Source organism: Kaistella palustris DSM 21579, assembly GCF_000422265.1.
GTDB lineage: Bacteria > Bacteroidota > Bacteroidia > Flavobacteriales > Weeksellaceae > Kaistella > Kaistella palustris.
In genome coordinates, this window is sequence record NZ_AULL01000013.1 from 285786 (window position 1) to 312004 (window position 26219).

Consider the following 26219-nt stretch of genomic DNA (forward strand, 5'->3'; position numbering starts at 1 on the left):
TTTTATTTAAAAGGCTTCGGGGCCGTAAAATTTTCATTTGTAAAAATGGAATGGTGCATTTATTAAAAATTTACCCAAATTTGCATTCGTCCAAAAAATGAAGCCGATCTATGAAATTATGTATTGCTGAAAAACCAAGTGTCGCACGCGATATTGCCAAAGTTCTGGGCGCCGACATGCCGAAGCAAGGCTATTTTGAAGGCAACGGATACTGGGTCACCTGGACTTTCGGGCATTTCTGCACGCTAAAAGAACCCGACGAATACAATCCTTATCTAAAATCGTGGGACCTTATTTTCCTGCCGATCATCCCAGAGCCTTTTGGAATCAAACTCATTTCCAATCCCGGCGTTGAGCGTCAGTTTAACACGATCGAAAAACTTGTGGCAGACTGTGCCGAAGTCATCAACTGTGGTGATGCCGGCCAGGAGGGCGAACTTATCCAGCGGTGGGTTCTGCAAAAAGCGAAATGTACAAAACCCATGAAAAGGCTTTGGATCTCTTCGCTTACTGAAGATGCAATAAAAGAAGGTTTTGCCAATCTGAAACCTGCTGAAGATTACCAAAACCTGTACCTGGCGGGAAATGCACGCGCGATTGGTGACTGGCTTCTGGGAATTAATGCTACGCGCTTGTTTACCAAGAAATTTGGCGGCAACAAAACGGTATTATCTGTAGGCCGCGTGCAGACACCCACTTTAGCAATGCTGGTACAGCGCCAGAAAGAGATCGAAGCATTTACGAGTGAAGAATACTGGGAACTGAAAACTAAATACCGCGACGTAATCTTTACCGCTGCTATCGACCGCTTAAAGAATATAGAAAAAGCCGAAAAAGGTCTGGGATATTTAAAACAGAATGAATTCGAAATTATTTCCTTTGAAATAAAAGAAGGCAAAGAAAAAAATCCGCGGCTCTTCGATCTTACGGCACTTCAGGTTGAAGCTAACAGAAAATTCGGCTTTTCGGCGGAGCATACTTTAAAATATATACAGAGTTTGTACGAGAAAAAGCACACAACTTATCCGCGCGTCGATACGACTTATCTGTCGGAAAGTCTTCACCCGAAAATCGCCGGAATCCTGCAGAGTATGAACTTTTACCGTGAATTTACCGCACCTCTTTTAGCCGAGCCCATTCCGAAATCAAAAACTGTTTTCGACGATTCAAAGGTCACCGATCACCATGCGATTATTCCCACAGAAATTCCGCCTGCATCAAATCTGAGCCGAGAAGAAAAACTGATCTACGATCTTGTGGCGAAAAGATTTATAGCGGTTTTCTACCCGGAATGTAAAATTTCGAATACGCTGGTTGAAGGCCAGGTCGGAACCATCGTATTTAAAACTTCGGGCAGACAAATCCTGGAGCCCGGTTGGCGCGCTGTTTACATTAAGGACAAACCCGACAATGCAGAAAAACCGGCGAAAGAAGAAGAACAGACACTTCCTAACTTCACGAAAGGTGAAAAAGGTCCACACAAACCGATGATCCACAAAGGCAAAACCAGCCCACCGAAACCGTATACCGAGGCCACGCTGCTGCGTGCAATGGAAACGGCCGGCAAACAGGTGGACGATGAGGAACTGCGGGAACTTATGAAAAACAACGGCATCGGAAGACCTTCCACAAGAGCGAATATTATTGAAACCCTGTTTAAAAGAAATTATATAGAGCGGAAGAAAAAAAACATTCTTGCCACATCCACCGGAATTCAACTTATCGATATCATTCAGGATGATTTGCTGAAAAGTCCCGAACTTACCGGTGAGTGGGAATTTAAACTCAGAAAAATCGAGCGCGGCGAATACGATGCCTCCCAGTTTAAGAAAGAACTCATTGCGATGGTTACGGATCTGACGCGGAAGGTCATTAACGAAAAAACCAAAGCGATAACGCTCGAGCAGGAAATACAGCGCGATGTAAAGAAAGAAACTTCCGTACGGAAAAAAGTGGCTGTGAGATGGGAAGAAATCCAGTGTCCGAAATGTGGTGAGAGCAAACTCATCCTGGGAAAAACTGCGGTCGGCTGCAGCAATTATAAAGGTTGCGGCTTCAAGGTTCCGTTTACGCTGTTCGGTAAAAAACTGAGTGAAAAGCAAATTCATGATCTGATCAGTAAGGGAAAAACCAGCAAAATGAAAGGCTTTGGCGGACATCCTGAACAGTTGACCGAAGGAATTTTGCATTTAACTGCTGAGTTCACAGTTGAATTAGAATAACTAATTGTGCCAATATCTGTCTGAAAAAAACAGATTTTCAATAAACCTTGCGAATGTGCAGATGTTTATCTTCCGGCGTTTCTTTAGGGAAACAGGTTAATTTATAAAGACGGCAGCATTAGCTTAAAAAACCAGTTTAAACCAAAACCTTACCTTTGTATTTCGACTTATCTGTTTTAATAAGCTACTATTACTACAGATAAAATTAATTAAAGGAGATAAAGATCTCCGCAAAACCAAACTTATGACAATAGACAAAAATCACGTCGTATCACTACATTACACGCTGCACGCTGTAGAAGATAACGGCGAAAAAACCTTCATTGAAAAAACTGATGCCGACAACCCTTTCTCTTTTTTATACGGTGCCGGACTCATGCTGCCCAAATTTGAAGAGCACCTGAAGGATATGGCTCCCGGCGATAAAAAATCGTTCACCCTGGAGCCGCAGGAAGGTTATGGTGATAAAGATGAAAATGCGAAAACTGCATTGCCGCTGAATATGTTTGAAGGCGCGGATATGCCGCCGGTAGGTGCGATCCTGCCACTTCAGGATCCCGAAGGAAATCATATCAACGCGGTGGTTCTGGAGATTACACCTGAAGCTGTGTTGGTAGACCTGAACCATCCAATGGCGGGGAAAACTTTGCATTTTGATATCGAGGTTGACGGAACGCGCCCCGCTACGCCAGAAGAACTGGACCACGGTCATGCGCACGGTGCTGATGGACAGGGCGGTCATTAAAAAATACTGATTTAAGCTGCTGAAATTATCTGCAGCTTTTTTTTGCTTGATGTAAAGTTTTCAAAAATAATACAGGTGTTTTGAATTTTCTGTTTTAGCCGAAACAGTCGCTCTCAAAATCTGCGCTCCTGCTTAGAATTTTAAATCCGTGTCGCCGCATTTACCGTATTTTTAAGAATGAAAATAATCATTGGTTATACTTTCGCCTTTTTCACCATGTTCAGTTGTCAGTCAATCAAGCACAAAGATGTAATCTACGCGAAATCTGCCGCAGATCAAGACCTGAAACTGAATATTTTCGTGCCCAAAAACGCTGAAGGCAAAAAATTTCCGGTCCTTATCTTCGTGCACGGCGGTAACTGGAACAGCGGAAGTAAAGACCAGTATGGGTTTTTTGGGCGGAACTTCGCAAAGAAAAACGTGATCACCGTAATTCCCGATTACACCTTAAGTCCAAAGGCCAACGTGGATCAGATGACACAGGAAATTGCCGCAGCGATCCTATGGGTTCAGAAAAACATTGAAACTTATCAGGGGGAGCCGGATCAAATTTTTGTAACGGGACATTCGGCAGGCGGTCAGCTCGCAGCTAATGCCGTTTTAAACCCAAAATTTGGAATTGATGAAAGTTCGGTGTCCGGAATTATTTTAAATGATGCCGCAGGCATAGATATGAAAGCTTATCTGGAAAAATATCCGCCAACCGCTGAAGATGATTATCTGCAGACCTGGAGCAATGATCCGGAGAATTGGTACCAAGCCTCACCTATCAACTTTCTGGCTAAAAACTCGCCACCATTCCATATTTATGTGGGAGCAAAAACTTATGAATCCATAAAAACCGCCAATAAAAATTTTGTGAGAAAACTGCACGAATTTCAGCCATGTGTAAAGCCGGTCATCATTAATAAAAGCCATATTCCCATGGTTTTGCAGTATTTTTGGCCGGCGAGCGCACGGTTTTCAGAAATAAAAAAATTCATGGACGAAAACCGCAATTGACACCTTTTCATACTTTCCATTAAAAAATATTTACGCTGAAAGTCCTTACTTTTGCGCTGCTAAAAAAACAGTATGACCGCCACCGACTTTATAAAGAAATCGCTTTCTGTATCCGATAGAAACATCAATGCGACATTAAAACTGCTTGCTGAGGACTGCACAATTCCGTTTATTTCGCGCTACCGAAAAGATGCAACCGGAAACCTGGATGAGGTTCAGATCGAATCCATTTCCAAATTAAACCGGCAGTTTGAAGAAATTATTAAAAGGAAAGAAAGTATCCTCAAATCAATTGAAGAGCAAAATGCTTTAACGCCGGAATTCAAACAAAGAATTGAAGAAAGTTTTGATCTTCAGGAGCTGGAAGACCTTTACCTGCCCTATAAGAAAAAACGGAAAACCAAAGCAGATGCGGCAAAAGAAAAAGGTCTGGAACCTTTGGCGAGGATGATCATGAGTCAGAACGCCGGTAATCTTACAGCGCTCGCAGGGAAATATCTGAGCGCCCAGGTTCCGTCGGAAGAAGAGGCGCTGCAGGGTGCGCGGGATATTATGGCGGAATGGATCAACGAAAACATGTACGTCCGGAAAAATCTGCGCCGATTATTCCAGCGAAAAGCAGTCATTACTTCAAAAGTCATCAAAGCAAAAAAAGATGAAGAAGCTGCGCAAAAATTTTCACAATACTTTGACTGGGAAGAAAGTTTGAGCCGCATTCCGTCGCACCGTTTATTGGCCATGCTGCGTGCGGAAGCCGAAGGTTTTGTAAAAACCAATGTTGGAATTGATAAAGAAGAAGCGCTGGAATTTATTGAAAACGCGGTAATTAAATCAAATAATGAATGTGCGGATCAGATTGCTTTGGCCATCAAAGATTCTTATAAACGATTGCTGGAGCCGGCAATATCCAATGAGACTTTGCAGGAAACCAGGGAAAAAGCGGACCGGAAAGCCATCGAAATCTTTTCTGAGAATCTGCGTCAGCTTCTGCTTGCGCCACCTTTGGGAGAGAAAAGAATTCTGGCAATTGACCCGGGATTCAAAAGTGGATGCAAAGTGGTTTGCCTGGACGAAAAAGGTGATCTTCTGCACAACGAAACCATTTATCCGCACGCGCCGCAAAATGAAACCGGCCTGGCCATGAAAAAAATCCGGTCACTGGTCAACTCGTTTAATATTGAGGCGATCTCGATCGGAAACGGTACGGCAAGTCGTGAAACGGAATTCTTCATTAAGAAAATTGCTTTTGATAAACCACCTTTGGTCTTCATAGTTTCGGAAGCCGGCGCGTCGGTTTACTCGGCCAGTAAAATCGCGCGGGATGAATTTCCCGGTTTTGATGTCACAGTGCGTGGCGCGGTTTCCATCGGAAGAAGATTGGCGGATCCCCTTGCAGAACTTGTAAAAATTGATGCCAAGTCAATCGGTGTCGGGCAATATCAGCACGATGTAGACCAAACACGGTTGAAAGAAGAACTCGATTCTACGGTGATGAAATGTGTAAATTCAGTTGGAATCAACTTGAACACTGCGAGTAAATCACTGCTGAGTTATGTGTCGGGAATTGGTGAAAAGATGGCGGAAAATATCGTGAATTACCGTGCAGAAAATGGTGCGTTTGAAGACCGGAAGCAACTCAAAAAGGTTCCGAGACTGGGCGAAAAAGCTTATCAACAGGCGGCAGCATTTATCAGGATTTCCAATGGTAAAAATCCGTTGGACAATTCGGCGGTCCATCCCGAAACTTATCCGGTCGTGGAGAAGATGGCGAAAGATTTGGGAATTAAAACGCACGACCTCATCGCGAATAAAGAAAAAATTCAAACCATTGATCCTCAAAATTACGTTACTGAAACAATTGGCACTTTAGGCATAAAAGATATTTTAAAGGAACTCGAAAAACCGGGCTTGGATCCGAGAAAAGCAGCGAAAGTTTTTGAGTTCGATCCTACCGTGAAATCAATTAAGGATTTACGGACAGGGATGATACTGCCCGGAATTGTAAACAATATTACGGCTTTTGGCTGTTTCGTAGATGTGGGAGTTAAGGAAAGCGGGCTCGTACATATTTCCCAGTTGAAGCAAGGTTTTGTGGCTGATGTAAATGAAGTCGTAAAACTGCACCAGCATGTTCAGGTAAAAGTCGTCGAAATCGATGAGCCACGCAAACGGATACAGCTGACGATGATTTTGAATGATTAAAAGGGAATTTTAGATTTTAAATTTTAAATGACAGAATGAGATAAAGGTAAAATGTGCCTGTATTAAAGAAAGTTTTTTATGTGCTTTTCGATGTTTAAGTCGATGCTATTTCAGTTTAAACAAAGTTTTAAAATTTAACCCTAACCACGACCAACTCTGCATGTTTGATGAATTGGGAACATTTTTTAGATATTTCATTCCGTCGGCTGCAAACATTTGCGAATGACCAAGCTGCAGGTTAAAGATTTGTGCGACTTTGTAAGTAAAAACTACGTCGCCTTCCGTTCCTAAATAAGTAGAATATTCTTTCTGCGCTGCAGCATCAAATCCCAGTTTTGCATTGCTCGCGAAGGCATGGAGGTTTAATGCCAAAGACGCTTTTGGATTTAATTTAAAATTGGACTTGAGGTAAAAGTCTTTTAAACCGACACTGTTAAAATGGTTGCCCACGAAAAAGTAATCCATAAATCCATTGAATTTATGATTTGTGCCGTACAGCGGGCTGAACGAATTGTTTTTAGTAACATCTTCGTTATAATCTGTGCCGGAAAGCCACTCCGTTCCCAACACAACATTAGCATTTTTGTTCAAAATAAAATCGATATTAGCTGAAAACTGATACGCATTTTTGCTTTGGGCTAACGTATTTTTCCCCGTTTGCCAATATGCCGAACCAAAGAAACCTACATTTTCGTAATATTTTTTAGCGTTCATTCCCAGCGTCAGCATATCGTAATGGTTTCCGTTTAGATGCTGAACCACATTGTTTAAACCGATGAATGAAACACTTGCCTGCGGCCATAAATATTGATAATGAATGATTTGCATCGACTTGGTACGTTCGCCGGAATCCAGTACACTGTAAAATTCCCTGTCCGCGGGGTCGTTTGCGTCGTTGTCATCATTGTTATAAGTGACTACGGTCTCCAGCTTTGATTGCGGACTGAGACGGAAAATTCCTTTCGCAGCGTCAAAACTTCTGCCCTGCATCTGCCAGTCGAGAGCGCCAAGCAATCTTTCGTCATCGTAAGACAGAATCTGGCGGCCGACCTTCAGCGCGACGTCTCTGTTAAAGTTATATTTCGCCCAGGCTTCATTCACGTTTAAACTTCCGCTACGCTGGTTTGTTGAGGAAACTTCGCCCCAAATACGCGCATCCTGCAGCGACATGTATAATTCGAGATCCTGCCAGTAATAATCAACTCCGAGGCGTACTCTTGAAAAAACATTGGTTTCCGGTTTTTTTCCTTGTGGAATTAGTGTTTTATAACCGTTATCGAGTTCGGCGCGGGTTCGGAAATCCAGACTGATCTTCAGACTGTCGGTTTGCGCAGTGGCAGAAAGCGAAAAAAGAGTGGCAGCACAAAGCGTGAGGATATTTTTTATCATGGCAAAAGGCTTTAAGTTTTTACATTTTTAAATTAAGACAAAAAGGTCTTATTAAATCTTCTGCGAAAGTAATTATAAAGCCTGAAGAATTTGTGCATCTGCACCGGAAAATCAAAAATGCTGAAAAATATCATCTGATCAAGACCGCTTCCGCATCAATGAAAAAAAAATAATTCCGCGCTACACTGGCTAAATTTAAATGGACTTTCGGTTTATTTGCCGTTGGAATGATGAAGCACCACAAATTCCCACGCAGGCAAATCCAGCTGAAAAGTCTCCGAAACATGCTCCGGCTCGCCGTTGAAAAGATTTTCATAACTGCCTGTTTCTGCCGATGTATCAAAGTTCACTGAAATGTTTTTATGGCTAAAATTAAAGAATGCCAAAACTGTGTCTCCATTCTTTTCTCTGGAAAAAGAAACCGCCTCATCACTTCTGTTATTTTTAATGCGAACCATTTCACCACCGTAAATCCCATTCCAAAGTGCCTGGTTATTATGTTTTAAATTGAAAAGCAGCGTATATAATTTTTCGTTTTCGTGTGGTTTCCAGGAAATGGGATCTTTTTCAAAAAACTGCAGGGACCGGTCGAGACCTGCTTCCTGGCCGTTGTAAATGAGCGGCATGCCATCCATTAAAACTGTAAAAACCATTACTGTTTTTAAAGCCGCACCGAAGTTGGCTTGCGGCGTTCCTTCCCAGGCGTTTTTATCGTGGTTGTCCACGAAGTTTACACGGATTCCTTCTTTCGGAAAAACTGACACATGTTCGGCAAGGTAAGCTTCGCTAAGTATCTTTGCGCTTTTCCCGTAAAGAGCGATCTGCTGCAAAACATTCCACAAAGTCCAGTTGTAGGTGGCATCAAAAGCTCTGCGGTGAAGTTCCCTGTCTTCCGCTTCGGCAAGCATAAAAACAGGTTTGATCTCTTCGAGTTCTGCCCGCACGTTTTCCCAAAAATCTACCGGCACAAATGCAGCCACATCGCAACGGTAGCCATCAATATCAAATTCCTGCACCCAATATTTCAGCGCGTCGGTCATATATTTCCGAATTTCAGGCTGCGAATAATCAAAATCGATGATATCATCATAATCGCGCCAGGGCAGCGACTGGAAGGCGCCGGTCTTGGATTTTTTGTACCATTCGGGATGTTCGGAAACCAAACCATTATCCCAACTGCTGTGGTTGGCCACCCAATCCAGAATCACGTGCATTCCTTCATTATGAATGGCATTTACAAGATCGCGGAAATCACCGTCGGTTCCAAATTCGGGATTGACGCCATAATAGTCTTTCACCGCATAAAAACTGCCGAGTGTCCCTTTTCTGTTCTTAATGCCGATTGGCTGTACCGGCATAAGCCAGATAATATCGATACCCATTTTCTTCAGGCGCGGAAGTTCCTTTTCAATGTCTTTAAAATTTCCCTCGGGCGAGAATTGCCGCACATTGAGTTCATAAAGTATGGCATTTTTAAGCCATTCCGGGTTTTTTAACTGCACATATTTTTCGGGTTGATAACGGTTGGGCATTTCCGGTTTGGTTTTTGGTTTTTGGCTTTTAAAATTTCTAATTTAGGAAGATAAAAGTAGTGTTTATATTAGAAATTTTTTTTCTCAAATTCTTTTGTGGTTTTTTTTGCTGGTAACTTGTTTAGGTTTGATGTTTGCTGAAAGTATGATTAGCGCTGGTAAAACTAAAAAACATCAGATTTCCTTAAAATAAAATTTTATGATCCCAAAAACAATTCATTACTGCTGGTTTAGCGGCCAGGAAAAACACGACCTGGCAAAGCACTGCATCTCTTCCTGGAAAAGGATTCATCCTGATTTTGAAATCATTGAGTGGAATGAAAGCAACTCGCCGCTTGGGGATAATGCTTATGTGAAGCAAGCTTTTGAACAGAAAAAATGGGCTTTTGTGTCCGATTACGTCCGTTCGAGGATCATGTTTGAGCACGGTGGAATTTACATGGATACCGACATGGAACTTAAGCTTCCGCTGGATGAATTCCTGACGGAAAAGGCTGTTTGCGGATTTGAAGTGAAAGGCGTTCCCTATTCCGCTTTCTGGATGGCCGAACCCCAACATCAGCTTTCCAGGGATTTTATGAATTATTACAATCAGCAGGCCGGCTTTATAGAACGCATCAACACAGATATTTTTTCTGAAATGCTGGAAAAGGAATACGGTGCCGATCGTTATAGCGATACCATTCAGCATTTAAAACATGGAGTCACGCTATATCCATCAGTTTATTTTTCGCAGGATCTGCCAAAAAATTATGTAAGTCACCATTTCAACGGTTCCTGGTTTGGTGGCGATTCGCAAAATACACATAAGAAAATGGTGAATGTTTATGGGCTTTTGGAGCGTCTGGTAAATTATCCGGATGCGGCAAAAGCGGTGAAAAGCATTCTAAATGAACACCAAATTATCGACGTTAATGAAATCCTGGACCTTATACCGAAGGAAAAAATTGAGGAATATCTTCGTGGTTGAGAGTTGACAGTTAATGATTAACGGGTGAGAGTTGATAATTAAAAGTTGATGATGGACAGTGGAAAATTGATTGGTAGCAAAAGCAAAGTTCCAAAACAGCGAACTGATTTGGAACTTTTTAAGAACTTTAACAGAGATCCGGAATTTATTACTGAAGTTTCTGAAATAATAATTCTGCCACTTTTTCTGATGAAGCCGGGTTTTGTCCGGTGATCAACAATCCGTCTTCGATCGCATATTGCTCAAAATCTCCTTTTTTGCTGTAAATTCCGCCATTTTCTTTTAACATGTCTTCAACTAAAAAAGGAACAACGTCGGTCAATTGTACCAAAGCTTCTTCAGTATTGGTAAAGCCGGTTACTTTTTTACCTTTTACCAATGGTTCTCCATTCGTATTTTTCACACGTTTCAACGCTGCCGGAGCATGACAAACGAAAGATACAGGTTTGTTGGAATTATAAAAACTTTCGATCAGTTTTGCGGAAGTTTCGCTTTCTGCCAAATCCCATAACGGTCCGTGGCCGCCAGGATAAAACACGGCGTCATAATCGTCGGATGAAACCTCGGAAAGTTTGTGCGTTCTGCTTAGTTTTTCCTGTAAATCTTTATCCGCTTTAAATCTGACGGTTGATTCCGTTTGATTTTCAGGTTTATCGCTGGTAGGATCAATGGGTGGTTGTCCGCCATTTGGGGAGGCTAAAGTCACCTCTACTCCTTTATCGACTAAATAGTAATAAGGACTTGCAAATTCTTCGATCCAGAAACCGGTTTTTTCGCCCGTGTTTCCTAATTGATCGTGCGATGTTAAGACAAATAATATTTTCATATTTATTTTTTAAGTGTTTTAATTTTTAATAATTTTATGAATATTCTTTTTGAACATTAAGTTTTAACGTAAAGCCTCGCAAAGTTTTTTTTTAAAACATACTGTTTTACGTACTTCCTTAAGTTCGAAAAGGCGTTTCACTTAGCAATGAATTGTTTAATTTGAATTTTTATAATTCTGATTTTTAATAACTCATTTCGATGATTTTCTGAGCATCAGAAGGTTTCAGAGATTTATGTTCTCCAAGTCCTTCCCAACCTCTTTCAGTAAAACGTTTTGCCACAGCGGTTCCGGTTCCTGTATAATCTTTGGTGTAGTCTGATAATCTAATATCAATTCCTAAAGATTTAAAGAACTCATCTGTTTTGTCAATTCCAGCGTGGGCTTTTTCTTCTAAAGTTCCGTCCGTAATATTCCAAACGCGTTCGGCGTATTGCGCTAATTTTTCTTTCTTGGTTTCGAAATTATAACGGTAATGATTTCCGGCTAAAATTGCTAAAGTTCTGGCGTGATCGATGCCGTACATCGCCGTCAGTTCGTGGCCCATGGAGTGAATTGCCCAATCTCCCGGAACTCCCTGCTGGATTAATCCATTTAACGCCATCGTACAACTCCACATAAAATTAGATGCTGCTTCATAATTTGTTGGATCTTTCATAATTTCCGGAGCCGTTTCAATCAAAGTCTGCATAATACTTTCCGCGAATCGATCCTGTAATTTGCCGCCGATTGGATACGTCATGTATTGTTCCATCACGTGCGTGAAAGCGTCAGCAATTCCGTTTGCCAATTGACGTTGTGGAATCGATTTGATTACTTCCGGATCAAGGATTGAGAATTGCGGGAACATTCCCGGTCCACCAAACGCTAATTTTTCCTGAGTTTCTGCTCTGGTAATTACCGAACCTGAATTCATTTCTGAACCTGTTGCAGGAAGTGTTAGAACCGTTGCGAAAGGCATTCCTTCGGTCACCGGTTTTTTGTTGGTCAACAAATCCCACGGAGTTTCGCCTTCGTATAAAGCGGCGGCTGATAAAAATTTAGTTCCATCAATGACAGAACCGCCACCAACTGCTAAAAGATAAGTGATGTTTTCGTCTTTAATAATTTTTAAAGCCTCCAATAAAACGCTGTATTCCGGGTTTGCCGGAATTCCACCAAATTCTACAACTTCATATTCTGACAGTGTTTTTTTCACCTCTTCATAAATTCCATTTTTCATAATACTTCCGCCACCATAAAGCATCAGGATTTTTGAATTTGCCGGAATTTCTGTTGATAGATTTTCGATTTGACCTTTACCAAACAATATTTTTGTTGGATTTCTGTATTTAAAATTGTTCATATTATATATTTTAATGTTTATATTTTTACGATCATTTTTCCTTTATTCTTACCGTCGAAAAGGTCCATAAAAGCCTGTGGAATATTTTCAAAACCTTCCACGATGGTTTCTGAATAATTCAGTTTTCCTTCGGCTAACCATTGCGATAAATGTTTCATTCCTTCCGGAAATTTCTCGGCATAATTTCCTACGATGAATCCTTGCATCAAAGCACTTTTACGAATTAGAAAATGTTCAACTCTTGGACCTTGAGGAACTGAAGTATCGTTGTAAGCGGAAATGGCGCCACACACAATAATTCTTCCTAATCGGTTAATGTTTGCATGAACGCTGTCGGAAATCGTTCCGCCAACATTGTCATAATAAACATCAACTCCGTCGGGACAAACTTCTGCAATGGCTTTGGGCATGTCCTTCGTTGTTTTATAATTAATGGCTTCATCAAAACCGAATTTAGATTTCAGCATTTCTACTTTTTCATCAGTTCCGGCGATTCCGATAACGCGGCAACCCAGTATTTTTCCGATTTGGCCAACGATACTTCCGACGGCTCCGGCTGCTCCGGAAACAACAATCGTTTCTCCTTTTTGCGGTTTACCAATTTCTGTGAGTCCAAAATAAGCCGTTAATCCCGTCATTCCCAAAACGCCCAGATAATTAGAAAGTGGCGCAATTTGATCATCTATTTTTAAAAGGTTTTCTCCCGTTGAAGTTTGAAATTCCTTCCAATCCAACATTCCTGAAACAAAATCTCCTTTCCTGAATTTTTCATTTTGCGATTCTGTCACTTCTGCTACAACTCCCGAACTCATTACTTTTTGAAGTTCAAAAGGCGGAATGTACGATTTTGCATTACTCATTCTTCCTCTTAAATAAGGATCTACAGAAACGAATTTTGTTTTTAAAAGAATTTCTCCCTCTTTTACAACTGGCATTTCTTCCCCGATAAATTTAAAATCTGAAAGCTGGGGTTTCCCAACAGGTCGGCTGTTTAAAGTAATAGTATTATTCATATTTTTATTTTTGATAAATTATTGACGCTTTAATTCCGGTTTCCAACGGTTTCTTATAAAACTTCTCAGTGATTCCGGAAAACTGAACGTTCATTCTTTAATTGAAAAAAAAATTACATTTTAACTGCATCCCACGCTACCTGAAACATTTCGCTCTTGGTATTTTCATCCAAAGTAAAAATATCGCGCGCCTGCATTTCGAGTAAAAAAGAAAGTGGATAAATGGTATGTGCATATAAAACGTAATCTGAGACCGGCTTGATGATGCCTTCGTTTTTCCCTCTTTCCCAATGATCAAGTAGGGGCTGCAGGTTTTTTAAACCTTCTATACGAATGGCTTCACCGATCATCGGACTGTTATCGCACTGCGATAAAAAAGTAGCTTCACTGATCTGTTTCAATTTATAATCTGCAATATTAAACCAAATGATCTCGAAACCTTGTTTTACAGACATCTGGCTGTCATAACCTTTAAAGGCACTTTCGCTTAAAGATTTTTTCACTTTCAGATAAAGACTGTTGATCAGATCCTGCTTATGTTCAAAATAAAGATAAATCGTGGCCGGAGATACGCCTGCGAGTTTCGCAATCTTCGACATTGGTGTGTTGTGAAAACCGTGGTTGTTAACCAAGGTCAGCGTAGCATCCAGCAGCGCGGCTTTCTTATCTGTTACTTTTTCTTTTTTAATCATTTCGGCATTTAATGATGAATTTTCCCAGTAAAATTTCCGTGAGTGAAACTATACCACTCTACTTTGCAAACATACGACAAACTGAATGAACGTTCATTTTTTTAACGAATTTTATCTTTTTTAAGAATTTGGTTGTAGAATTCTGTGAATGAAAATGGATGAAGAAAACGGAGGTACAAATAAAAAAATTAAGAATTAAAAGCCGTACGAAATCCAAGGAACAAGAGAGAATAAAGAAAAACAAGATAAGTAAATCTGTTAACAGAAATCAAATAAAACTGTTACGGAACTACACAAAAAAACTTAGCGGACTGAAATTCGAAGTCCAGGTGTCAAGAGAACTCAGCCAGGTTTTCACCGGCGACACTTAGGAGTTTTACATTTTCCGGTAAAATATGATCGCGAAGATTTTGCAGAAAGCGCGCGCTCCTTTCGCCGTACACACCCGGATCCACAACCACAGCGGCGAGCTTTTCGGTTTTGCAAATATTAAAAATGCTTTCGGTTTCTTTCGGACGAATAATTTGAAAACTGCGTTTTTTAAAAAGTTTACGCAGGCGCGCCAAGGGTTTGGTCTGGCTTTCTATGACGAGGATCTTGCTTTTCATAAGGCTCTTTTCAATGAAGCACGCAAAAAGCGTTCCTTTTAAACGGAGTAATCTTCGCAAACACTTGATAACTGAGATTGTGCGCAATAAAGATCAAAATTCAGCACATAATTTTTAATGTGAAAGTCTTTCTCAATTATTTACCAAGTAACTGCGACAATTGCGAAACCACGGCGTTAGGATGCGCGCCCTGCTGCAGCGAATCGATCGCCACCTGGAAAGCCAGAATTTCTGCACCGAATTTTTTACCGTTTTCTTCAATGATTTTGATCAGGTCCGGTAGCCGCAAGTTTAAACCCAAATTACGGAAAGCGCCGTAAAGGCTCTCCGCAATTTCTGTATCATCCTGAGAAAAAGCTTTTCCGGAGATCAAAGGCAAAAGAAATTCTTCCTCCACGAAAGTCTCCTCCACGCCGGGAAAGTTCTTCATGAATGCAGCGAAATCAAATTTTGTCCTGGCACTTTGCACAATAAAATCGGTGACAAGATGCAGTTCCTCATCGGATAAATGGCTGAACGGATCATCTTCCGCACTGAGAAGATCATCATCATCATCATCATCATCGTCCGCAAATTCGCTTTCCGCAAAAAAGTATTCGTCATCTTCTGAAGTGTAATCTTCACCGCCAGCAAAAATGATATCGTCATCCAGCTCATTTAAACTGGATTGTTCTGAAATTTCGGGCAAAGAAACAGTATCAGCGCTTTGGCCTTTGGCAAGTTCATGCAGCACACGCTGATGAAATGCTGCAAAACCAAAATTATAAGTTTTGTCGAGTTCCTGGAGTTCTTCGTCGACTTCTTTTAAAAGTTGCATGTCCTCCTCGGTAATATCTTCTTCGGCAGCCACTTCACGCAGCCAAACTTTATCGCGCTGCAGAATACTGTAAATTCTGAAAATCACCGCCTCAGCCTTTGGCCGGTCATCTTCAATTAAAATATCAAAAGCGGAAAGATTTTCAAGATAAAAATTTTTGTCGATCATAATGATTAATTAAGTTTTTTGATGTGTGCGCAAAAATAAAGTAAATGTGATCAATAGCGGATTCCTACAATACTCTTTAACTGTAAAAATGCGTGTTTTTTTCCTGTAACTGCAAAAGCACTGAGTTAGATAATTGCTTTATCAAAATTTTGCCTGCCGCTCAGATAAAGAAAGCACCTACCTTGCGGCAAATGCTTTCAGATTTAATCAAGGTCAAAGTTTATTCTTTATTTCCAGGGATCTAAAACTACTTTTACGCAGCCGTCTTCCTTTTTATCAAAAATTTCGTAACCTTTTGCTACCTCATCCAGCGAAATTTTATGTGTAATGATATCATCAAGCACTACTTTTTCTTCCTTCACGTACACAAGCAGTTCATCAATAATGGCTTGAACTGGTGCCTGACCTGCCTGAATCCGTAAACCTTTGTCAAAGATCTGACCTAGTTTAAAATTATCGTAATTATAAGGATATACACCAAGAATCGAAATTTTACCACCACGGCGCACGGCACTCATACAGGCTTCCAAAACCTTTATAGAACCTTTTTCAAAATTAACAACTGCTTTTGCACGGTCGAGGATATTACGTTCCGGCTCAAAACCGACTGCGTCAATACAGAGATCGGCGCCACGACCATGGGTGAGACTTCTGATCTCTTCGATTACATCTTTTGGGTCTTTCCACAGAATCGTTTCGCAACCTGTGAGCCTTTTGATCTGGTCCAGTCGGTACTGCACAGTGTCTACGACAATTACCTGACCGGCATTTTTCAAAACAGCACTTTTCGCCGCCATGCTGCCCACCGGACCCGCACCGAATATCGCCACAGTTTCACCACCCTTCAGCTCAGCCCACATTACACCGGTATAGCCTGTAGGAAAGATGTCGGTTAAAAAAAGTGCCTGGTCATCAGTCAGATTATCGGGAACAATCCGCGGCCCGAAATCGCCATACGGAACCCGCACATACTGTGCCTGGCCACCGTCGTAACCGCCGTAAAGATCGGTATATCCGAACATGCCACCACCTTTTTCGGTAGCGATGCCACCTTCGGGGCCATAATTTTCCTCGTTGCTGTGCTCGCAGGCACTGGGCAGATCATGCTGGCAAAAATAGCAGTGACCGCAAGCCACCGGAAAAGGCACCACAACGCGGTCACCAACTTTTAGATTCTTTATCTCTCCGCCAACTTCCTCCACGATTCCCATAAACTCGTGGCCCATCACCATTGGTCGCGGCTGCGGAATTCCACCGTGATACATATGCAGGTCACTACCGCATATTGCCGTGGATGTTACTTTCAAAATAATGTCACTGGGTTCTTTGATCGTAGGGTCTTCTACGGTATCACAGGTGATTTTGCCCGGACTGTGAAAAACTGCTGCTTTCATATACTTAATTTTTTTATTGTTTGGTAATTTCAGATCATCAAAACATTAGCCATATAAATTCCTGCGCTGATTTTTTATATTTTTTTATAATGGGAACCAAGTCATGTTAGCAGTATGATATTACATATTTCAGTTTATGATAGAAGTCTCTCTGTGCTTACCAATTATTTAAGCCATTGAAATTTACTCCCTCTGAATTTTCAGGCAAAGAAATACAGGCAAAGCACGATCACAAAAAACTAATTACAGCAATTCCTGATTTCGGAAAACATGCCTATTCTGCCTTTAAGCGCCCATTTCCTGTATCCCGAATTATCTACACGTTATGCCACCAAATAATTTTTAAAGAACAATGCTAAATGATAACAAATAGGCGGGCGGAAATAAACACATTAAGCACGTTATTTTTTAACTATCTATTAACATTTTGGGTTAATTGTGTGGATAATTTAATAAAAGATGTTAACAAGTATATTATCCGTTTTCTGCGGCATAAATTTTGAATGCTATGCTACACACAAAAATAAACGAATTGTAGCTACTTTTCATTTCGTAAAAACACAATTTTATTAACAACAAAAAAGAATTATTATGAATCGCAGAAGTTCGAACGGCTCACGTTCAGGTAACAGATCGCAATCTCGTGATTACGATGATGATAACTACAGAAATCAACGTCAGCATTATGACAATGATTATGATGAAGATGATGACGATTATTACGATGAGGAGGACGATTATGATGACGACGATGATTATGAGTACGATAATGAGTACGATGACGACTATGATGATGAGTACGATGACGAGTACGATGATGATGAAAACTATGATGACGATTACGATGACGATGATGATGACGAATATTACGACGATAATGTTGGCAGAATGAGAGACAGCCAGGGCCGTTTCACCAGCGATGATGATGATGACGATTATGACCGGTCATCAGGACGCAGCGGCGGAGGTTCCGGCAGGTCAGGTGGAGGTTTTGGCAGAGGCGGCTCCTCATCCGGAAGGAGGAATTCTGGCGGCGGCCGTGGTTTCGCATCGATGCCGAAATCTGAAGTAAGAAGAATAGCTGCGGAAGGTGGCCGTGCGTCACATGGCGGTGGTCGTGGCGGTTCATCTTCATCCGGCAGAGGAAGTTCAGGCGGAGACTCGCGTGGTGGCAACTCCGGCAGAAGTGGAGGCTCTGGCCGTGGCAACAGCGGAGGGTCTTCACGTGGAGGTTCATCTTCAGGCCGTGGAAACTCAGGTGGCGGTGGAAGAGGTTTCGCGTCTATGCCAAAATCTGAAGTAAGAAGAATAGCAGCAATGGGCGGCCGCGCCTCACATGGCGGTGGATCATCCTCGGGCCGGGGTAACTCCGGCGGCAGCAATTCCGGCAGAGGTGGCGGTTCCGGCCGTGGCAGTTCAGGAGGAGGTTCGTCAAGAGGAAATTCATCATCCGGACGTGGAAATTCCGGCAGCGGAAGACAGGGTTTTGCATCAATGCCTAAGTCTGAAGTCCGAAGAATCGCAGCTATGGGTGGTCACGCCTCACATGGCGGCGGCAGAAGCGGATCATCCTCCGGCAGAGGTAATTCCGGCGGTGGAAATTCTGGCCGTGGCGGCGGTTCAGGTCGTGGAAGTTCCGGCGGAGGAGGTTCATCAAGAGGAGGTTCATCTTCCGGCAGAGGTAATTCCGGCAGCGGTGGCGGCAGAGGTTTCGCTTCTATGCCAAAATCTGAAGTAAGAAGAATCGCTGCAATGGGCGGCCGCGCTTCACACGGTGGCGGCAGAACTTCATCGCGATCCGGCCGGTCCGGTTATGGCGGCAGACGCCGTGATGAAGATTCATAACTCATATAACACCTGATAAAGGAGGCAGCCGTCTCCTTTATCTTCTTGTTCACATTAAAAATAACAAACAATGGAAAAGCCAAACGAAAGCAGCATGGCCACCTCTAAAAAAGGTGACGAAACCAAAGCTGCAACTGCGGCGGACACGACATCAAAAACAGAAAACAATCCAAAGTCCGGAGCAGATAAATCAGACAAATCCACTACAGAAAAGTCTGAAACCGAAAAAAACAGTGGAAAAGCTGCTGCACAAAGTACAGCAGATAGTAAAGCCAACGGAAAAGCGGCGGGAAAGACCGGCAGCGAATTGGACAGCAACACCGACAATTCTACGGAAGATGAAGATGACAGTGAAGAGAAACCCTTGAAAAAATTCTTTTTGGATGCACTTAAAGATATCTATTTCGCAGAGCATGCCATACTTGAGGCACTGCCTAAAATGCGGGATGCTGCAACCACCGAAGAATTGAAGGACGCGTTTGAAGACCACGAGATCGTGACCAGAAAACAGATCAAGCGGCTGGAAAAAGTTTTCCGCAATATTGGCGAGCAGGCTGAGAAGAAGAAATGTGAAGCGATCGAAGGTTTGATCAAAGAAACTGAAAATATTATAAAATCTACACCCGAAGGCACCATGACACGCGACGCAGCGCTGATCATCGCGGCGCAGAAAACCGAACATTATGAGATTGCCAGCTATGGTGGCCTGGTGCAGTTAGCGATAACGCTGGGTTATGATAAATGTGTAGACCTGCTTGAGGATACACTCGAGGAAGAGGAAAACACCGATTATGACCTTACTGATATTGCCGAATCCTTTATCAATTTCGAAGCACTTAACGATGATGCGGAAGCAGATTACGGAGAAGATGACGAAAGTGAGGATTATGAAGATGAAGCTTACGAGGAAGAATACGACGAGGAAGAATATGAAGAAAGCACTTCGTATCATTGATAAGTTACAGACTGTAAAAAATAACGCCCCGAAAAACCTTGTTTTTCGGGGCGTTACATTATTCCGCTTTAAGATCTTATCAGTTCAAAAAATAAAGTGCTGTTGCCGATGATTAATCATATCTTGCTTAAATTGATAAAAAGGCGGCAGTTGCTTTAATAGACAAACCGTTGGACTTCGGGACCATAAAAAAAGCCACCTACAGGAATTCTGTAAGCGGCTGTAAATCAAGTGGCCCCACTTGGGCTCGAACCAAGGACTTGCTGATTATGAGTCAGCTACTCTAACCAGCTGAGTTATAGGGCCTAACTGTATTTCCGAAGAAACAAAGTCTCAATTGGGTTTGCAAAAATAAGGCTTTTTTGATATAATCAAAATTTATTTGGCTTTTTTCCTGATAAAACAGAAGGTTTGAAGGGAAAATGCCTTTTTCTAACTGCCCTATACAATCTTACAAATATACGCTGACTTTTAATCTTTTTAAATTTTGCCGTAATATAATTGCAAAACTTTCAAACAACCGTCGGTCATTTTGGAAAAAAATAAAAGATTTCAGCGAAATATTTTAGATTCACAAATAATCACTATTCCTGAGCTTACTGCCAATTCACCCGTCGGCTTACCAGTTTTTTGCGACTTGGCTCTTTTTACTTTTTCCCCGTGTCTTTAGATATCCTGACACAGCTCTACCAGTACACCGTTGGTGGATCTGGGGTGCAGAAAGACCACGAGCTTATTGTCGGCGCCGGCTTTGGGTTCTTCGGAAACAAATGTAAAACCTGCATCCTTCAGGCGGGTGATTTCAGCAGAAATATCATTTACGCCAAAGGCGATATGATGCACACCTTCGCCGCGTTTGTCGAGGAATTTCGCAATGGGACTTTCAGGATTTGTAGCTTCCAGCAGTTCGATCTTGCAGTCGCCCACTTTGTAAAAAGATGTGGTAACGCCTTCCCTTTCCACGGCTTCCTGTTTATAATTTTCTTCGCCTAAAAGCCGGGCAAAAAGATTATCAGAGGTTTCCAGTGATTTTACGGCGATGCCGAGGTGTTCGATTTTCATGTAGGTTTATGGTTTAATTGTAGTGATTCAAAATTAAACTATCTGTTTTAAACTTAAATTATTCCTGTTTTAATGGACCGATGATTTTTCGCGGAGTTCTGCGTGAGGGCGGAGGGCATTGTTGGAGCTCTTTTCAGGTGAACGCGCGGGGACCGGCAAAGGCCACCTGAAAAAGCGACTGCCCGCAGACCGGTTTTTTTTGGCCTTGCCGAAGCGCAGGCGAAAAAAACACGCCCAAATTATTAAACCAAAAGTACTAAATTTGCGCTATGAACGAAAGCAACAGACAAAAGAAAGTCGCCCAGATTATACAGGAGGATTTTGCCGAACTTTTCCGCAAGCAGGCCTCAGAAAGTAAGCAGAGTTTTCTGGTCTCGGTGTCGGACGTGAAGGTGACGCCGGATCTGAGTATCGCTAAGATCTACCTGAGTATTTTCCCGCCGGAATACCGAAAAGATATTATGAAGGAAATCCTGGCGAACAAGGCGCAGTACAGAAATTTCATCGGTCAGAAAATGGGAAAACAGGTGCGGATCATTCCCGAGCTTAATTTTTACCTGGATACTACGCTGGACGACGTGGAAAAGATTGAAAAAGAGCTGAAAGGCCAGGGCGACAATCCTGTGCTGTAACGGTTTTAAAGAATCACCTTTTGAAGAATACGGCTTTTTACATTGCAACCCGCTACCTTTTGGCTAAGAAAGGAAGTACTGCGGTTACGTTTATCACGTGGCTTGCCGCGCTGGCAATGATGGTTGCGGTGACAGCAATGTTTATCATCATCTCTGTATTTTCGGGGCTCGAGGATTTGAATCAGGACCTTATCGCAAATCTGCACGCGGATATTACAGTGAAAAGCAAACAGGGAAAAACGCTGCCTGATATTGGCGCGGCTGAAAAAAAGCTGAAAACCGTGGCTGATATTGCGAATTTCTCCAAGGTCATTGAAGAAAAAGTATATATCAACTTCCGCGAAAATGGTGATATTGCCAATTTGCGCGGCGTGGACTCTGCGTATGTTCTTGTAAATCCCATCGATAAGAATATCTTCTACGGGGCGTATCCGAGTTTTAAATACAGCAATGAAGTGCTGATGGAGAATAAGCTGGACAACCGTTTGGCGATCCCCGTGGGCGACAGTGCAGATTTCGCGGAACTCCTGATGCCAAAGCCAGGTACCGGAATCATAAGTCGCGAAGAAGATATTTTTGAAAAGCGGCAGATCGTGGTTTCCGGCGTCTTCCCCGGGAACGATCAACTCGACAATACCATTATTTCGCCGATTGAACTCACACGCGAGCTGCTGAATCTGCCGAAAGGTTCTGCCTACGAAATCGTGATCAAACTGAAAAATCCCGAAAATGCAGATATTGTAAAGCAAAACCTGCAGCAAATCCTTGGCAGCAAATATGACATTAAAACGAAAGAGGAGGAAAATGCGGCCTTCTGGAAGATGATCAATACAGAAAAACTCTTTATTTATCTGATCTTCGCACTCGTTATTTTTATTACCACATTTAATCTCGCGGGCGCCGTAATTATTCTGCAACTCGATAAGAAGGAGCAGGCAAAATCACTCATTTCGCTCGGCATGAATTTAAAAACACTGCGGAAAATTTACTTTTACACCGGATTACTCATCGTGCTTTTCGGTATCGTGAGTGGGTTGATCCTTGGCAGTATAGTAGGATATCTTCAAATGCAGACGGGCTTCTTCAAGGCCGGTGAAAATACAGATCTGCCGTTTCCTGTGCGCATCAGGTTCTGGAATTACATTATTGTGGGCTGCACGTCGGCGCTTTTTGGCGTGGCGGTTTCCTGGATCTTTTCCAAAATCAACAGATCAAACTTTACGATACGCTAGATTTCCGGTTTTTCGCTTTTATTTTATATTGAATCTTTTTTGATGAAGGTTGGCTGGAAATTTTATTTGTAAAAGTATCGTTGACTGTAAATGCAGAAGGCGCATTTTTTTTCATCAATGAAGATCAGGCGAATATTATTTTAGGGTTAAAGGCCTCTTTATTTAATATCTTTGCAGCTAGTTTTTAAATTGAAATGAAAAAAATATTTACAGTTTTGCTCGCGGGGATATTTTCGGCAGCATTCGCGCAAGCGCCTCCTGATTATTATAATGGCACAGCTGGACTTACAGGCTATACCCTAAAATCCAAACTCAGTGAAATCATTTCCGATGGTGCGTTGGATTTGGGTTATGGCACCGGAACGGGTGGATTGTGGGAAACGTTTTACACCTCCGACGTAGATAAATATTACGAAAATAACGGAACTGTGCTCGATATGTATTCTGAAAGGCCGGCAGGACCGGACGCCTACGAGTACAGGTTGGGACGCGTGACCGATGGCGGCAACCAGTGCGGCACTACCAACAGTATGGAGCAGGAGAATTCCTGCTACAACAGGGAACATACTTTACCCAAGTCATTCTTTGGCGGCATCAATGCAAGACCTATGGCCAATGATGCGCACTTCATTATTCCTGCGGATTATTATGTTAATGGCCAGCGGTTCAATTATCCTTATGGCGAAACCAATGATCCGGACTGGACCTCGAGCAATGGCAGCAAAGTGGGTGGCTGCAGTTTCCCCGATTATGGCGGCACGATCTTCGAGCCTATTGATGAGTTTAAAGGCGACCTTGCACGGATGCAGCTCTACTTCATCACACGCTATGAAACCAAACTTCAGAATTTCTCGCAGTACAATCCTTCTATGAATCCAATTGACGGTAGCAGAGAACGCGGATACAAGCAATGGTATATTAACCTTCTGCTGAAATGGGCTTTGCAGGATCCGGTCTCGCAAAAGGAAATCGACCGGAACAACGCAATCTACGCCCGGCAGAAAAACCGAAATCCCTTTATCGACCACCCCGAATGGGTTTTTATGATATGGAATTCTACCCTTTCAAGTTCAGAAGTAGCAGCATTTAAAACCAGAGTTTCCGTTTACCCGAATCCCGTGCGAAACGGCGAAATTCATCTTGCCGGTTACGGACTTGAAAAAATTAAAGAGGTAAGGATTTATAATATGGAAGGACGCCTGGTCAAAAGTGTTTCCCAGGATTTCAGCAACCTCAGAACAGTAAATATTAAAGAACTCCCAAAAGGTAATTATATTTTGAGGACCGAAGAGCAGTCATTAAGGTTTATCATCAATTAATTTTTAAAAAAGAAGGAAAGCCGTTTCGGAAGAGGCGGTTTTTTTATGCGCCCGAACTGTTTTTTGGGAAGAAATTGTGTGAACAAAACCTCTTGAAATTCATGTAGGTGCCGTGCCGCACAATATTTAATGATCTGTCGGCGTGGTACATATTTTTATTTACCTTTGCCTTCCACTAATATTTAAATCATTATGAAAAAACTCACCCTCCTTTTATTGGGTTTTATGTTTTCAGTTTCACTTGCTCAGGCGCCGGCAGGTTATTATAACGGCACCGATGGACTTTCGGGTGCGGCATTAAAAACAAAACTCAGCGCAATTATTACAGCCGGAGCTCAGGATCACGGTTACAACGGACTTTACAACGGTTATCCTACTACCGACAGCGATCATTTCTACGAAAAAGACGGTACCGTACTCGATATGTATTCTGAAAATCCTACAGGAACAGACCCATACAATTTTGTACATGGCGTGAAAAAATGTGGTAACTACAGCGCCGAAGGCGACTGCTACAACAGAGAACACGTAGTTCCCCAAAGTTTATTCGGTTCGAAAGCGCCTATGGTTTCCGACATCAACTTCATCCGCCCGACAGACGGTAAGGTCAACGGAATGCGCAGCAACTATCCTTTCGGCATGGTTGGCAGCGCGTCTTTCACCTCTAAGAACGGAACCAAAGTAGGTTCAAGTTCATCACCAGGTTACAGTGGAACTGTTTGTGAGCCGATCGATGAATTCAAAGGTGATATCGCCAGAATGATCTTTTATTTTGTCACCCGGTACGAAAGCAAACTTTCAACTTTCTCCACAGGCAATATGCTTGCGAACAACACTTATCCCGGTTTACAGACTTGGGAAAGAGATGTTCTGCTGACCTGGGCACTTCAGGATCCCGTTTCACCAAGCGAAATCGAAAGAAACAATGCATCTTATGTTTACCAGAACAACAGAAATCCTTTCATTGATCATCCCGAGTGGGTACAGACAATCTGGGGCACACAGGTCATTGACAATGAAGCACCGACTGCACCTACAAATCTTGCAGTAATTTCTACAAACACAGCTTCTGCAAAACTAAGCTGGACCGCTTCTACCGACAATATTGCGGTTTCTTATTACCGGATCTTTGTGAATGGTGTCTTCAACAGCAACGCACCGTCCACCACGGCAACAGTTTCCGGTCTTGCACAGGGAACAACATTTACCTTTTATGTAGTTGCAGTAGACGCTGCCGGAAATGTTTCTGCACCAAGCAACACTGTGAGCGGAACCACTTTAACTGATAATGAAGCGCCAACTGCACCAACGAACCTCGAGGTAACATCCGTAGGAACAAATAATGTAGCACTCAGCTGGACTGCAGCAACTGATAATGTGGAAGTAACATCTTATGATATCTTTATCAATGGTGTTTTATCCGGCTCTACAACCGACACCTCAACCAATATTGCGAACCTTGATCCTTCCACCACCTACTCCATTTACGTGGTGGCAAAAGATGCCGCGCTCAATGTTTCGCCCGCAAGTAATGTAGTTACCGCGACAACGCTTGCAATTGGAATCAATTGTGGTGACGAGAATTTCGATTCCATTCCGGCAGATGCTTCAATTTATTCCACTTATAACTGGACAAGCAACGGAATTTCCTGGACTTCAGAAGACTCCAGAACAGATCAAACACTTAACGGCAGAGCAATTACCATCCGCAACGGATTCTTAACCGCCTTATCTGTACCAAACGGAATTGGCGATCTTACCGTGACTACGCAACTTAAATTCAGCGGTAGCGCAGGGACTTTAAAAGTTTTTGTTAATGACATCGACACGGGTAAAACCGTACCTTACAGCGCTACGGCACAAACAACTGTAGTTACCGGAATCAATGTATCCGGCGTGGTGGAAATCAGTTTAGTAAACAGCAACAGCAACCGTATTGCGATCGATGATATGAAATGGACCTGCTACGCGACTGCAGCAGTGAATGAAAGCGGCATGCAGAAAAACGCCTTCACCGTTTCGCCAAACCCTGTGAAAAATGGTGAGATCAACGTGAACGGTAAAAATCTGAACACGGTGAAGGCCGCACAGATCTTTGATTTTGCAGGCAAGCTCGTACAAACAGTAGACGAACCCTTTAAAAATGGAAACAGAATCTCTCTGAAAAATCTACCGAAAGGAATGTACATTTTAAAAGCCGGCAATCAATCCGCGAAATTCCTTGTACAATAAAAGCAGTTCTCTGTATA

At 42.3% G+C, this 26219-nt stretch carries 21 protein-coding genes and 1 tRNA gene; 11 read left to right on the forward strand and 11 right to left on the reverse strand.

The features are described from left to right. Positions 1-110: 110 nt before the first annotated feature. From H562_RS0104715 to H562_RS0104730, 4 genes are all read left to right on the forward strand, one after another. On the forward strand, positions 111-2222 hold the full coding sequence (locus H562_RS0104715; protein ID WP_027376452.1) for a type IA DNA topoisomerase: 2112 nt from the start codon (positions 111-113) through the stop codon (positions 2220-2222). Between the two features lie 244 nt (positions 2223-2466). Next, a complete protein-coding gene (locus H562_RS0104720; protein WP_027376453.1) occupies positions 2467-2967 on the forward strand; it encodes an FKBP-type peptidyl-prolyl cis-trans isomerase in 501 nt (166 codons plus the stop codon). A 177-nt stretch (positions 2968-3144) separates the two neighbouring features. Continuing rightward, a complete protein-coding gene (locus H562_RS0104725; protein WP_034690665.1) occupies positions 3145-3969 on the forward strand; it encodes an alpha/beta hydrolase in 825 nt (274 codons plus the stop codon). A 72-nt stretch (positions 3970-4041) separates the two neighbouring features. Beyond that, a complete protein-coding gene (locus tag H562_RS0104730) occupies positions 4042-6171 on the forward strand; it encodes a Tex family protein (protein WP_027376455.1) in 2130 nt (709 codons plus the stop codon). A gap of 105 nt (positions 6172-6276) precedes the next feature. Here H562_RS0104730 and H562_RS0104735 read toward each other — a convergent pair whose 3' ends face one another. Next, positions 6277-7560, reverse strand: a complete 1284-nt coding sequence (locus H562_RS0104735; RefSeq protein ID WP_027376456.1) for an alginate export family protein — start codon at positions 7558-7560, stop codon at positions 6277-6279. A gap of 212 nt (positions 7561-7772) precedes the next feature. Further along, positions 7773-9092, reverse strand: coding sequence for an alpha-amylase family glycosyl hydrolase (locus tag H562_RS0104745; RefSeq protein WP_027376457.1), 1320 nt, complete (start codon positions 9090-9092; stop codon positions 7773-7775). 199 nt (positions 9093-9291) lie between these two features. Between H562_RS0104745 and H562_RS0104750 the strand changes: the two genes are divergently transcribed. Next, complete coding sequence (locus tag H562_RS0104750) at positions 9292-10062, forward strand: glycosyltransferase family 32 protein (protein WP_027376458.1); 771 nt, start codon at positions 9292-9294, stop codon at positions 10060-10062. A gap of 148 nt (positions 10063-10210) precedes the next feature. Here the strand turns inward: H562_RS0104750 and H562_RS0104755 are convergent, their stop codons facing one another. The 7 genes from H562_RS0104755 to H562_RS0104795 form a co-directional block, all read right to left on the reverse strand. Continuing rightward, positions 10211-10888, reverse strand: a complete 678-nt coding sequence (locus H562_RS0104755; protein ID WP_027376459.1) for a type 1 glutamine amidotransferase domain-containing protein — start codon at positions 10886-10888, stop codon at positions 10211-10213. A gap of 184 nt (positions 10889-11072) precedes the next feature. Beyond that, positions 11073-12233, reverse strand: coding sequence for an iron-containing alcohol dehydrogenase (locus H562_RS0104760; protein ID WP_027376460.1), 1161 nt, complete (start codon positions 12231-12233; stop codon positions 11073-11075). 17 nt (positions 12234-12250) lie between these two features. Further along, entirely contained in the window at positions 12251-13246 is a 996-nt protein-coding gene (locus H562_RS0104765) for an NADP-dependent oxidoreductase (protein WP_027376461.1), read from the reverse strand. Between the two features lie 113 nt (positions 13247-13359). After that, positions 13360-13938 (reverse strand): TetR/AcrR family transcriptional regulator, encoded by a 579-nt coding sequence (locus H562_RS0104775; protein WP_027376462.1) that lies wholly within the window; start codon positions 13936-13938, stop codon positions 13360-13362. 332 nt (positions 13939-14270) lie between these two features. After that, complete coding sequence (locus H562_RS15615) at positions 14271-14546, reverse strand: hypothetical protein (RefSeq protein ID WP_156831963.1); 276 nt, start codon at positions 14544-14546, stop codon at positions 14271-14273. A gap of 136 nt (positions 14547-14682) precedes the next feature. Beyond that, complete coding sequence (locus H562_RS0104790; RefSeq protein WP_027376465.1) at positions 14683-15531, reverse strand: hypothetical protein; 849 nt, start codon at positions 15529-15531, stop codon at positions 14683-14685. A 227-nt stretch (positions 15532-15758) separates the two neighbouring features. Next, complete coding sequence (locus H562_RS0104795) at positions 15759-16925, reverse strand: zinc-dependent alcohol dehydrogenase (protein ID WP_027376466.1); 1167 nt, start codon at positions 16923-16925, stop codon at positions 15759-15761. 591 nt (positions 16926-17516) lie between these two features. Between H562_RS0104795 and H562_RS15335 the strand changes: the two genes are divergently transcribed. Together H562_RS15335 and H562_RS15340 are read left to right on the forward strand one after the other, a co-directional pair. Beyond that, positions 17517-18770, forward strand: a complete 1254-nt coding sequence (locus H562_RS15335; protein WP_051190396.1) for a KGG domain-containing protein — start codon at positions 17517-17519, stop codon at positions 18768-18770. Positions 18771-18840: 70 nt separating this feature from the next. Then, entirely contained in the window at positions 18841-19725 is an 885-nt protein-coding gene (locus H562_RS15340; RefSeq protein WP_051190397.1) for a YciE/YciF ferroxidase family protein, read from the forward strand. A 232-nt stretch (positions 19726-19957) separates the two neighbouring features. Here the strand turns inward: H562_RS15340 and H562_RS0104810 are convergent. Together H562_RS0104810 and mce are read right to left on the reverse strand one after the other, a co-directional pair. Then, a tRNA-Ile gene (locus H562_RS0104810) sits at positions 19958-20031 on the reverse strand. Positions 20032-20391: 360 nt separating this feature from the next. Then, a complete protein-coding gene (gene mce / locus H562_RS0104815) occupies positions 20392-20787 on the reverse strand; it encodes a methylmalonyl-CoA epimerase (RefSeq protein ID WP_027376467.1) in 396 nt (131 codons plus the stop codon). Positions 20788-21056: 269 nt separating this feature from the next. Here mce and rbfA point away from each other — a divergent pair, with 269 nt between their 5' ends. From rbfA to H562_RS14675, 4 genes are all read left to right on the forward strand, one after another. Next, on the forward strand, positions 21057-21419 hold the full coding sequence (gene rbfA / locus H562_RS0104825) for a 30S ribosome-binding factor RbfA (RefSeq protein ID WP_027376468.1): 363 nt from the start codon (positions 21057-21059) through the stop codon (positions 21417-21419). Between the two features lie 20 nt (positions 21420-21439). After that, positions 21440-22651, forward strand: a complete 1212-nt coding sequence (locus tag H562_RS0104830; protein WP_027376469.1) for an ABC transporter permease — start codon at positions 21440-21442, stop codon at positions 22649-22651. Positions 22652-22845: 194 nt separating this feature from the next. Continuing rightward, complete coding sequence (locus tag H562_RS0104840; RefSeq protein WP_027376470.1) at positions 22846-23970, forward strand: endonuclease; 1125 nt, start codon at positions 22846-22848, stop codon at positions 23968-23970. A gap of 192 nt (positions 23971-24162) precedes the next feature. Next, complete coding sequence (locus tag H562_RS14675; RefSeq protein WP_051190398.1) at positions 24163-26202, forward strand: endonuclease; 2040 nt, start codon at positions 24163-24165, stop codon at positions 26200-26202. The last annotated feature ends 17 nt before the right edge of the window (positions 26203-26219 follow it).